Raw genomic sequence first — 11,494 nt, forward strand, 5'->3', positions numbered from 1 at the left:
AAGGGGGCCTGTCCGGCGGCTCAGGCCGGGCAGGCCCCCTTGCGTGTGCGGTTCACCTACACGTGTCAGTCGAGCACCGAGGCACAGGTGGTCGGTTTCGCGCGGGCCGGGTCGAGGGCGTTGACGACCTCGTGGAAGGCGATGCGATCGAGCAGCCCGATGGCCACGTGCTCGGACAGATCGAGCGGACACAGGTCCTGGAGCAGGACGTTGCGCACGTTCGGGCCGTTCAGGAACTGGTTGCGGTACGGGGTGAGCACCTCGTCGTACTGGGTGACGAGGACGGTGTAGCGGACGCCGGGCACGGTGTCGCCGCCGGCGTTGAGCTTGGTGAGCAGGTCGGAGCCGACGACCTGCTGGGCGAGGGCGGGGGTGGCGGTGCTCAGCAGGTCCTCGGCGCCGGGGAAGTACGGCAGCAGCTTGGCGAGGCCGAGCAGGGTGGTGCCGTGGTTGTTGGGCGCGATACCGACGAGGGCGTTCACCTCGTCCGCGCCGCCGAGGAACTTGAGGTAGTAGCGGGGCATCATGCCGCCCTGGGAGTGGCCGACGACATCGGCCTCGTCGGCACCGGTGGCGGCGAGCACCTTGTCGATGAACGCGTCGAGCTGTTCCGCGGACTTCTCGATGGGGCCGAGGCCGTGGAAGAAGGGGACGCCGGGGAGCTGCCCGTAGTCGAGGGAGAAGACGCAGTAGCCGCGGTTCTTGAGGTAGGGCGCGAGGCCGAGCCAGTTGTCGATCGAGTTGCCGAAGGTGCCGTGCACCAGGACGACGGGGCGGGGATGGGCGGCGGAGGGCTTGCAGGAGAAGTCGTTCCAGCCGCGGCTGGGCGCGGTGGCGGTGTCGGCGGCGTGGGCGGCGGTGGGGACGGTGACGGCGGCGACGGCGAGGAGCAGGGCGGCGAGGGGTCTGAGCGCGCGTTTCCAGGGCAGCATCGCGTGATCTCCTTGCGATTCAAGGGGAAAGGGTGGGGTCCTTACGCCCTGTGATCCGGATCACGAGGATGCTGTTCACTCGTCAAGTTACGGGCGGGTAGCCACGCTGGGAAGTTACGCGTCAGTAAAAACTTCCAGTGATAACCAACACGCCATCCGCACCGGACAGCACATCACCAACCAGGCCGGACGGGCCCGTTGGGCGCGATCCGCGCCAACCGCTCCCACAGCACCCGCAGATCCCCCTCCTCCAGCACCTCGCTCCAGCCCCGCACGGCCTCCGCGGCCGACTCCTCCGCGGCCCGCGTACAGGCCCACCCCCGCTCGGTCAGCACGATCAGCCGGGCCCGCGCATCCGCCGGATGCGGCCGCCGCTCGGCATACCCCTTGCGCACCATCTCGTCGACCAGCTGACTGCCGGCCTGCTTGGTCACCCCCAGATGCACCGCGAGCTCGGTGACCGTCGCCCCGTCCGGCGCGAGCCGCGCGAAGGCGAACCCGTGCACGGGCCGCACCCCCTCGAACCCCCGGGCGACCACACCCTCATGGATGCGCTGGACGAGCTCACCCGCGGCGGCGAGCAGAGCGGCGGACAGGGCCATGGCCTCGGAGTTCTGCACGAGGGCATTGAAACACCCTTGACAGGAAGGTCAAGCCACTTGACCATATAGTCAAGCAGCTTGACCAATTGCGAGCCCAGGAGTCCCGCCATGCCCATCGTCCGCGCACCCGAAGCCGTCCCGCACGACCTCCACGGCGCCCGTTTCATCTCGTACGCCAGCCCCCGCACCGGCTCTCGGGAACTGTGCGCCTGGCGGACCGAGATCCCCGCCGGCACCGAGGCCCCCGCGCACACCGTGAGCAGGGAGGAGATCCTCCACCTCCTCGACGGCGAACTACGGATCACCCTCGACAACCACACCGAACACATCTCCGCAGGCGACACGGTGATCATCAACACCGGCTCGACCTTCGCCGTCACCAACCCCACCGACCACCCGGCGACGACTTGGGTCACCACATCGGTCGGCCTGGAGGCGAAACTGGCCGACGGAACCCGCATCACACCACCGTGGGCGAACTGAGAAGGCCGGCCGAAACGCGCCCCACAGGGGCGCGGGGAACTGCGCGACCAGCCACGACGGCGCCGCAGCCGACCGACGACACATCACGGCACTCTCCAGTAGCCCCCAGAGCTTCACGCGACCAACGACCCCGGCATCACCGCCCGCGGCCCGAACTTCGCCCGCACCCGATCCGCGACCTCCTCCAGCCGACGAACCTTCTCATCCACCGGATCAAAGGTGAGCTGATGAGAGGCCTGTTCCGCAGGATCCAGCCCCTCCACCCGCAGGGCGATCGCCCGCACCCGGGCCCGCTGCAACCCGAGCGCCTCGTACATGCCGTACGCCGCCCGAGTCAGCGCAGCGGAATGCGCCGTCGGCTCCTGAAGCGTCCGCGTCCGGGTCGTCGCCGAACGATCGGCATAGCGCACGGTCAACGTAAGAGCCCGGCACACCTTGTCCACGGCACGCAACCGTGCCCCCAGCTCCTCCGCGGCCGAGAGCAGCGCGCGCCGGTGCCGCTCAGGACTCAACTCATCCCGGTCGAAGGGCCGTTCCGTGGCCAGCGACCGCGAGACGGCGTTCGGGACGACCCGCCCGCGGTCGACACCCTGCGCCTTCTCCCGCAGCTCACGGCCCGTCCTCGCACCCACCAGCCGCTGCAGCGTGGACAGCGGCGCCCCGGCGACCCGGCCGAGGGTGTCGAGCCCGTACTCGCACAGCGTGCGGGCGGTCCTGGTGCCGACGCCGGGCAAGGCGGCCACGGGCTTGCCGGCGAGGTACCCCGCCACCGCGTCCGGGTCTTCCGGCACCACACCGGTCACCCCGGGCCGGGCGTCCCGCAGCGCCATCCTGGCCAGCATCGGCCCCGGCCCGGCCCCGATCACACAGTCGACGCCGTGCAGCGCGAGGGCGCGGACCCGGATCACCGAGGCCAGTTCGACCGCGCTGCGCCCGAAGTACCGCTCGGCGCCGCGCAGATCGGCCAGCGCCCCGTCCGGCGGCAGGGCCTGGACGACGGGGGTGAACTCCTCCAGCAGCCCGAGCAGCCCCGGCAGGGCCGCCTCGTACATCGGCGGCAGCTGGAAACGTACGCAGAGAATGGTCATCCCGCACTCCCCGGACTCTGGTGCCACAACTTCCTTCCCACCGCGGACCCTTCGCCCGCGGGGCGCAGATCGGCCCAGGGGTGCATCTCGTACCCCGTGGGCATGCGGATCCTCCGGTCCTCCATCGGGTCCCGGGCCGCGGAACCGGCCGGCGCGGGCCGCCCGTCCGACCCGGCGAGCCGCCTGCGGGCCGCACCGTCCCCGTCCCCGTCGCCCTCGCCGTCACCATCGGCACCCCCGGCACCGGCACCCGCGCCACCCGGCTCCGCCAGCCGCGCCGCGACCCCCTCCAGCCCTTCCTCCTGCCGCACCTCCAGCAGCTCGGCGAGGTTCCACGCCGCCGAGCCGACCACGCTGAGGCTGCGCGGCCCCCGGCGCTGCACCACCCCGCGCACCAGCAGCAGCCAGGAGTGGAAGACGGTGTGGGCGCAGGCGTCGTGGGAGTCGTCGAAGAAGGCGAGGTCGACCAGGCCCGTGCCGTCGTCCAGGGTGGAGAAGATGACCCGCTTCCCGGAGCGGATGGGCGGGGTCTGGGTGGCCGCCTTGGCGCCCGCGACCAGCACTGTCTCCCCGTGCCGGGCCTCGCGCAGCCGCCGCGCGGAGACCACGCCCAGCTCGGCCAGGAACTCCCGGTGGTCGTCCATCAGATTGCGCGAGGCGTCCATGGACAGCACACCGAGTTCGGCGCTGAGTTTCTCCGCCGAGGTGAGGTCGGGCAGCCCGGCCGGGGCGGTCTTCCGCCCGCCGGACAGCGGGAGCTGGTCCCCGCGTCCCCCGCGGGCGCCCCGGTGCAGTTCGGTCAGGTGCAGTTGCAGGTCGCGCCGGTTGGCGCCGAACGCGTCCAGCGCGCCGACCTGGGCCAGCCGCTGGGCGATCGGCCTGCTGGGGCGGGCCCGTTCCCAGAAGTCGAGGAGGGAGGCGTACGGCTGTCCCTCGGCGATCCGCGCGGCCTCGGCCTCGCTGATGCCGTGCACGTCGGAGAGCGCCAGGCGCAGTCCCCAGGTTCCGCTTCCGGAAGGGGATTCAGACACCAGTTCGATCCTGTGTGCGACCCCCGACTTGTTCACGTCCAGCGGCAGGATCGGCACCCCGCGCCGCCGCGCGTCCGCCAGCAGCAGCCGCTTCGGGTACATCCCCGGGTCGTGGGTGAGCAGCCCGGCGTAGAAGGCGGCCGGGTGATGGGCCTTCAGCCACGCCGACTGGTACGTCGGTACGGCGAAGGCGACGGCGTGTGCCTTGCAGAAGCCGTACGAACCGAAGGCCGCGACGATCTCCCAGGTGCGCTGAATCGTTTCCGCGTCGTAGCCCCGGGCCGCCGCGTGCTGCGCGAACCACACCTTGATCCGCCCCTGCGACTCCGGGTCGGACAGCCCGCGCCGCACCCGGTCCGCCTCGCCGCGACCGCAGCCGGTCATGATCGAGACGATGTCGATGATCTGCTCGTGGAAGACGACGACCCCGTACGTCCCCTCCAGCGGCTCCGCCAGATCCTCGTGCGGATAGCGCACCGGCGCCCGCCCGTGCCGTGCCTCGATGAACGGCCGCACCATGTCGGCGGCGACCGGTCCCGGCCGGAACAGGGAGATGTCGACCACGAGATCGTGGAAGGTGGACGGCTGCAGCCGCCCCACCAGGTCCCGCTGGCCCGGCGACTCGATCTGGAAGCAGCCGAGCGTCTCGGTGGACCGGATCAGCGCGTACGTCGCCGGGTCGCCCTCCGGCACCGCGTCCAGGTCGATCCGCTCCCCCGTCGCCCGCTCCACCTCGGCGACCGCGTGCGCCATCGCCGACTGCATCCGCACGCCCAGCACATCGAGCTTGAGCAGCCCGAGGTCCTCCACGTCGTCCTTGTCGAACTGGGCCATGGGGAAGCCCTCGCCGCTGGTCGGCATGACCGGCGTACGGGTGAGCAGGGAGGCGTCGGACAGCAGCACTCCGCAGGGGTGCATGGCGATCCCGCGCGGGAGCGCGTCGAGGGCCTCGACCAGCTCCCACAGCCTGCCGTACTTCTCCTTCTCCCCCGCCAGTTCCCGCAGTTCGGGCAGTTCCTGGAGCGCCGCGCGGGCGTCGCGGGCGCGGATGTGCGGGAAGGACTTGGCGACGCGGTCGATCTCGGCCGGGTCCATGGACAGCGCGGCGCCGACGTCGCGGATGGCATGGCGTACGCGGTACGTCTCCGGCATGGCGACCGTGGCGACCCGCTCGGTGCCGAACCGGTCGATGATCGCGCGGTAGACCTCGAGCCGGCGCGCGGACTCCACGTCGATGTCGATGTCGGGCAGCACGACCCGCTCCTTGGACAGGAAGCGCTCCATCAGCAGCCCGTGCTCGATCGGATCGGCGTGCGCGATGCCGAGCAGATGGTTGACGAGGGAGCCCGCGCCGGAGCCCCGCGCGGCCACCCGGATGCCCATGTTCCGTACATCGTCGACGACCTGAGCCACTGTCAGGAAGTAGGAGGCGAAGCCGTGGTGGGCGATGATGTCCAGCTCGTGGTGCATCCGCTCCCAGTACTCACGGCGGCCGGTGTAGCCGCGCAGCACCATACCCGCCGTCGCCCGGGAGGCCAGTGCCCGCTGGGCGGTGCGGCGGCCGGCGCCGACGAGATGCGGCTCGGGGAAGTGGACGCTGCCCATGCCGAGGTCGTCCTCGGGGTCGACCAGGCACTCGGCGGCCGTGGCCTCGGTCTGTTCGAGGAGCCGGTGGGCCGCCTCGCTCCGGAAGCCCGCGGCCTCCACGATCCGCTCGGCGATCTCGGCCATGGCGCCCGCGTCCTTGAGCCAGGCCTCGCCCGAGTCGAGCCCTTTGGCCGGGTCGACGGGGACCAGGCGGCGGGCGGCGTCCAGGACGTCGGCGACCGGGCCGAGGCCGGGGTCGGCGTAGCGGACGGCGTTGCTGAGGACGGGGCGGACGCGCTGTTCGGCGGCGAAGCCGAGGGTGCGGGCGGCCAGGCGCAGGGAGCCGGGTCCTGTGCCCTTGCGGCCGTGCCAGACGGTCTCCAGACGCAGCGCGTCGCCGTAGACCTCCCGCCAGGGGACGAGCAGCCGGGCGGCGCGGTCGGGGCGGCCGGCGGCGAGCGCGCGGCCGACGTCGGAGTCGGGGCCCAGCAGCACGGTCAGGCCGTCGGCGTGGTTGTCCTCCCAGGCGAGCAGGGGGAGCCCGTCGGCGGTGTGGGCGGCGGAGACCAGCCGGCACAGGTCGGCCCAGCCGCGGGCGCCGGACCGGGCGAGGAAGGTGACGCGGGGTGTCGACTCATCGATGAAGGCACCCCCGCGCACCGGGGTACGGCGCCGCTCCCGCCGTACGGACTCGTCTCCCCCCGAGGCGGCGGGGGCCGACACCGCGAGCTCCGCTCCGAACAGCGGGCGGACGCCCGCCTTCGCGCAGGCCTTGGCGAAGCGGACGGTCCCGGCGAGGGTGTCGCGGTCGGTGAGGGCGAGGGCGTCCATGCCCTGGTCACAGGCGCGCTCGGCCAGCCGTTCCGGGTGGGAGGCGCCGTAGCGCAGGGAGAACCCGGAGACGGTGTGCAGATGCGTGAAACCCGGCACACGCACCTCCCGCACTCGTGAGCCGCGACCGGCTCTCGAACAACTGTTCCCAACTACCTCACCCCCACCATAGACCAATTTTCGAATGCGTGTGCGACATCCGTTCGGCCCCGTCCCACCTGCGCAAACACCCGGCCCCTCGCACCGTGGGGGCATGACGCAGAGCACCGGCGCCGACACCCCCCAGAGCTCGTTCCTCGGCGAGGTGAAGGACGCCGTCACCCCGCGCGCCACGCTGCTCGTGGTCGGGGTGATCGTGCTCCAGCTGCTGTTCATCACCTCCTACGTCGGAGCCCTGCACGACCCGAAGCTGCGCGACGCGTCCTTCGGCGTCGTCGCGCCCCCGGCCGCGGCCCAGCAGGCGGTGACCCGGCTGGAGCGGCTGCCCGGCTCGCCCCTGGACCCGCGCACGGTGCCCGACGCGTCGGCGGCCCGGCAGCAGATCCTGGACCGGGAGCTCGACGGCGCGCTGATCCTCGACCCCGCGGGCACCACCGACACCCTGCTGGTCGCCACCGGCGGCGGCACGGTGCTCGCCACCTCGCTGGAGCGGCTGGTCACCACCCTGGAGAAGTCCGAGCGGCGCTCGCTGCGGGTCGTCGACGTCGTGCCCGCCGCCGGCCGGGACGCCAGCGGGCTGTCGTCCTTCTACCTGGTGGTGGGCTGGTGCGTGGGCGGCTATCTGTGCGCGTCGATCCTCGCCATCAGCGCGGGCGCCCGGGCGGCCACGCCCCGGCGGGCGGTGATCCGGCTGGGCACCATGGCCGTGGTCGCGCTCGTCGGCGGGCTCGGCGGTGCCGTGATCGTCGGGCCGATTCTGGGCGCCCTGCCGGGGAGTGTGGCGGCCCTGTGGGGGCTGGGCGCGCTGCTCACCTTCGCGGTCGGCGCGGCCACCCTCGCCCTCCAGGGCGTCTTCGGGATCGTCGGCATCGGGCTCGCCATCCTGCTGGTGGTGGTCCTGGGCAACCCGAGCGCGGGCGGGGCGCTGCCTCCGCCGCTGCTGCCGCCGTTCTGGGCGGCGATCGGTCCGGCCCTGCCGCCGGGCGCGGGGACCTGGGCGGCCCGCTCGATCGCGTACTTCAAGGGCAACGACGTGACCGTCTCGCTGCTGGTGCTCTCCGCGTGGGCGCTGGCGGGCATCGCGCTGACGCTGCTGACGGCGACCCTGCGGACGAAGGAGCACCGGCCGGTGGCCGCCTGAGCGCCTGGCATGCGTGAAGTCCCGCCCCCCACACGCGGGGGCGGGACTTCACGGACGCGCGTGCTGCTGGGCCGTTCTGCGTGCTCAGCCGATCTGCGTGCCGGTCGCCGACAGGGCCTCCGTCACCGGCTGGAAGAAGGTCTCCCCGCCGGAGGAGCAGTCGCCGCTGCCGCCGGAGGTGAGGCCGACCGCCTTGTCGCCCGAGAAGAGCGAGCCGCCGCTGTCACCGGGCTCAGCGCAGACGTCGGTCTGGATCAGGCCGTTGACGATGTCGCCGTTGCCGTAGTTCACGGTGGCGTCCAGACCGGTGACCGTGCCGGAGTGCACCTGCGTGGTGGAGCCGCTGCGGGTGACCTGCATGCCGACGGTGGCCTCGGCCGCGCCGGAAATGGCCTGCGTGGAGCCGTTGTAGAGGTTCACCTCGCTCGGGTGGGCCACGTCGGCGGTGTATTTGACCAGCCCGTAGTCGTCGCCCGGGAAGCTGGAGGCGGCGTTCTCACCGATCACGTTGCCCGACGAGTCCGACCAGGTGGAGATGCCCTCGGTGCAGTGCCCCGCGGTGAGGAAGTGCGGCTCGCCGCCCTTGACCACGTTGAAGCCGAGCGAGCAGCGCCCGCCGCCTCCGGTGATGGCGTCGCCGCCCGCGATGAAGGGCTTGTACTCGCCCTTGGTGCGCTTGAGTTCGGCCTTGGCGCCGAGCCCCTCGACGACCTCGGTGAGCTTCGCCCACTCGGCCTCGGAGACCGTACGGTCGGCGGTGACCACGACCTTGTTGGTGGTCGGGTCGGTCACCCAGGAGGTGCCGGGGATGGTGGCGTCCTGCTTGAGGGTGGTGCGCGCGCTCTTCAGCTCGGCGAGGGAGTTCGCCACGACTCTCGCCTCGGCGCCGGCCGACTCGACGGTCTCGGCGGCGGCCTCGTCGAGCACGTTCACCACGAGGCTCTTGCTCTTCGCGTCGTAGTAGGTGCCCGCCGCGTCGGCGCCGAGGTCCTCGGCGAGGGTCGAGGCGAGCTTTCCGGCCGCCGCGACCGAGAGGGTCCGGGGTCCGGAGCCGGCCGGGGTCTCGCTGGCGTTCGCAGTCTGGAAGGTGACGCCGGCGGCGACGAGGGCGACCACGCCCGCGCCGGCCATCGCGGCACGCCGCTTGGGTATGCGTCGGTGCTTCAACTCACGTCCTCCTGTGGGGGGACGGCCCGGGAGGTTGTGGGGACCTCGCGAACCGGAAGGCGTACGGCCACGGGGGCGGCGCGCAAGAAAAAAGCCACGCCCGTGCCGGTTGAACGGCGCCTACTCTTCCGAACCCCGCGGGCCGCACACAAGGTCGACTTCAGGACGCGTGCACGACAACGACCGTACGCCCCCTATGTCCTGACACGTCGTGGCCCCACCGGCCGGTTCACTCTGCAAACGCTACGTGCGGGTAACCGGTGGCGGGATTCATGAGGTCGGCGAGTGGCTGGAAATCGACGCTCCGGGGTCCGGATCCGGACGGTGCGGAGCGGGGCGCGGTCGCGCGCCCTGGCACGGGCGAGCCCCCGCACCCGGGTCGGGTGCGGGGGCTCGCCGTGCTGCCGGCTGCGGTGAAACAGGTGGGACCGGTGGGGCGGCCCCGCTGAGGGAGACCCTCAGTAGACGCTGACGCCGTAGGCGCTCAGTGCCTCCGTCACCGGCTGGAAGAAGGTCGTGCCGCCGGAGGAGCAGTTGCCGCTGCCGCCGGAGGTCAGCCCGTACGCGGTGCCGTTGCTGCCGTAGAGCGGGCCGCCGGAGTCGCCGGGCTCGGCGCAGACCGTGGTCTGGATGAGACCCGAGACGATGTCGCCGCCGCCGTAGTTCACGGTCGCGTTCAACGCGGTGACCCGACCGCTGTGCGTACCCGTGGTGGACCCGTCACGGATGACGGTGGTGCCCACGCTCGGAGTGGCCGCGCGGGTGATGTCCACGCCGTTGGCCGTGCCGGGCTTGCTGACGGAGGAGTTGGTGTACCGGACGATGCCGTAGTCGTTGCCCGGGAAGCTGGAGCCCGCCGTGGAGCCGAGCACCGTGGTCCGGCCGGAGTTGGAGTACCAGGTGCCCGCCCCGTCGGTGCAGTGACCGGCGGTCAGGAAGTACTGGGTGCCGTTGCTGGCACGGACGTTGAAGCCGAGGGAGCAGCGCCAGCTGCTCGCGTAGATGGCGTCGCCGCCCTGGATGAGCTTGGTGAACTTGCCGGGGGTGCGCTTGATCGTCAGCGCGTCGGCGTTCTCGCCGGCCTGCTGCTTGATCTTGGCGATCTCGGCCTGCGAGACCGTGCTGTCGACGGTGACGAGCACCCGGCCGGTCTTGCTGTCGACGGCCCAGGCGGTGCCCGGGACGTCGGCCTTCAGCACGGAGCCGCTGACACTCTTGAGCTCGGCGGAGCTGAAGGTGCTGGGAGTGTCGGACGCGTTCGCGCTGGGGACCGCGATCGCGGCAGCGGCCACGAGGCCGGTGGAGACGGCGATCAGCCGGGTCCGTCTCGAGATTCCGCTGCGAGGGGTGGTGCGCTTGATCCTCACTTTTCGTTCCTCCACAAAGGAAGTCGGGGGCCCTCGTGGGGTTTCGGGCCCGTGAGGCGCAGCCGGGGACCGCGGCGTCCGGATTCCGAATACGCCGTGCCCCTGACAAGCGCTGTCCGTGAGTATTCGGCCGACCGACCGGTCGGCGCAAGGGTGCCTTTCGGACGTCAACCTTTGAACCATCTGTGCGACTTGGTCCCTGACATGCGACAAGACACCGCTCAGCAGGCCGAGTTCAGAGCAGGTCGGGCCCCCGCACCCCTTTCCCGCGGATGTCCGGAAGTCACCGTTCCGGATACCCGCCGGGAACGCTAGCAGCCGTCGCAGGGGCAGCAGCAGTCGCAGCCGTCGCAATCGCAGTCACGGCAGCAGCCCTCGCGCTTCTTGCGCGACCACGGCCCCTCGTACTCCTTCGCGCAGCACAGCTTGCAGGTGCAGCACAGCAGCCAGAACATCCCGCACCCGGCCCAGAACCCACGCCGCTGCGGCGGCTGGGGGGCGGCCCCGCCACCGAATCCGCCGCCGAACCCGCCGAAGTCACCACCGCCGCCACCGCCGCCGGGTACTCCGGGAGCTCCCCCGCCCCCGGCGTAGGGATTCCCACCGGCATACGGATTCCCGCCACCGCCCGCATACGGGTTCCCCCCGGCGTACGGATCCTGCGGCGACCGATCCTGCCCCCCGTGCTGGTGCGACGCACACACCGGCACCGTGCCGAACGCCCGGTCCACCGAGCGCCGCACCTCGTGCACGAGCAGCAGATGCGCCAGCCCCCGGTCCGCGAACTCGACCTCCCGCAGCGCCAGCCGGATGCCGTGCACGGCGTCGTCGGCGAGGCGGCGGGCCTCGGTGAGCGGGGTGCCGGTCGCGGCGAGCGGGTTCCAGGCACCCGACGCGGCGTCAGCCTCCCTGTCCTCCACGGCGTCCAGGAGATGTGCGAGGCGCCCGAAGAGGCGCCCGGCCTCGGCGAGCGGCGCGGCGTTGTGCGGGCGCCCGGCGAGCACCGCGGTGTGGGCGAAGGCGGCGGCGGTGGCCGTCTCGGTGGGTTCGGTGACCGTGAGGATCGAGGTGCCGGGCCCGGCGAGGGTCTCCAGGCCGGCCTGCCG

Annotated in this window: 9 protein-coding genes; 2 read left to right on the forward strand and 7 right to left on the reverse strand. The window is 72.1% G+C overall.

The genetic code is table 11. The features are described 5' to 3' along the window. Window positions 1–65: 65 nt before the first annotated feature. Both N4P33_RS25910 and N4P33_RS25915 read right to left on the reverse strand, forming a co-directional pair. A complete protein-coding gene (locus N4P33_RS25910) occupies window positions 66–932 on the reverse strand; it encodes a triacylglycerol lipase (protein WP_260829165.1) in 867 nt (288 codons plus the stop codon). A gap of 173 nt (window positions 933–1,105) precedes the next feature. Next, window positions 1,106–1,552 carry a MarR family winged helix-turn-helix transcriptional regulator gene (locus tag N4P33_RS25915; RefSeq protein WP_260829167.1) on the reverse strand — a complete coding sequence of 149 codons (447 nt, stop codon included), beginning with the start codon at window positions 1,550–1,552 and terminating at the stop codon, window positions 1,106–1,108. Between the two features lie 90 nt (window positions 1,553–1,642). On the opposite strand from N4P33_RS25915, the gene N4P33_RS25920 reads away from it, so the two are divergent. Continuing rightward, window positions 1,643–2,017 (forward strand): cupin domain-containing protein, encoded by a 375-nt coding sequence (locus N4P33_RS25920; protein ID WP_260829168.1) that lies wholly within the window; start codon window positions 1,643–1,645, stop codon window positions 2,015–2,017. A gap of 113 nt (window positions 2,018–2,130) precedes the next feature. Here the strand turns inward: N4P33_RS25920 and N4P33_RS25925 are convergent, their stop codons facing one another. Both N4P33_RS25925 and N4P33_RS25930 read right to left on the reverse strand, forming a co-directional pair. Further along, the gene (locus N4P33_RS25925) at window positions 2,131–3,105 is read right to left on the reverse strand and encodes a DNA polymerase thumb domain-containing protein (protein WP_260829170.1); all 975 of its coding nucleotides are present in this window, start codon (window positions 3,103–3,105) and stop codon (window positions 2,131–2,133) included. Next, the gene (locus N4P33_RS25930; protein WP_260829172.1) at window positions 3,102–6,653 is read right to left on the reverse strand and encodes a DNA polymerase III subunit alpha; all 3,552 of its coding nucleotides are present in this window, start codon (window positions 6,651–6,653) and stop codon (window positions 3,102–3,104) included. The genes N4P33_RS25925 and N4P33_RS25930 overlap by 4 nt, the downstream gene beginning before the upstream one ends. A gap of 154 nt (window positions 6,654–6,807) precedes the next feature. On the opposite strand from N4P33_RS25930, the gene N4P33_RS25935 reads away from it, so the two are divergent. Next, a complete protein-coding gene (locus N4P33_RS25935) occupies window positions 6,808–7,854 on the forward strand; it encodes a DUF3533 domain-containing protein (protein ID WP_260829173.1) in 1,047 nt (348 codons plus the stop codon). 84 nt (window positions 7,855–7,938) lie between these two features. Here the strand turns inward: N4P33_RS25935 and N4P33_RS25940 are convergent, their stop codons facing one another. From N4P33_RS25940 to N4P33_RS25950, 3 genes are all read right to left on the reverse strand, one after another. Next, window positions 7,939–8,985 (reverse strand): S1 family peptidase, encoded by a 1,047-nt coding sequence (locus tag N4P33_RS25940; RefSeq protein WP_260829179.1) that lies wholly within the window; start codon window positions 8,983–8,985, stop codon window positions 7,939–7,941. Between the two features lie 494 nt (window positions 8,986–9,479). Then, window positions 9,480–10,388 carry a S1 family peptidase gene (locus N4P33_RS25945; RefSeq protein ID WP_260829175.1) on the reverse strand — a complete coding sequence of 303 codons (909 nt, stop codon included), beginning with the start codon at window positions 10,386–10,388 and terminating at the stop codon, window positions 9,480–9,482. Between the two features lie 311 nt (window positions 10,389–10,699). Further along, the coding region (locus tag N4P33_RS25950) for a hypothetical protein (protein ID WP_260829177.1) at window positions 10,700–11,494 on the reverse strand (795 nt) is incomplete at its 5' end.

The sequence above is a fragment of the Streptomyces sp. 15-116A genome (assembly GCF_025290915.1).
In the GTDB taxonomy this organism is placed as follows: domain Bacteria; phylum Actinomycetota; class Actinomycetes; order Streptomycetales; family Streptomycetaceae; genus Streptomyces.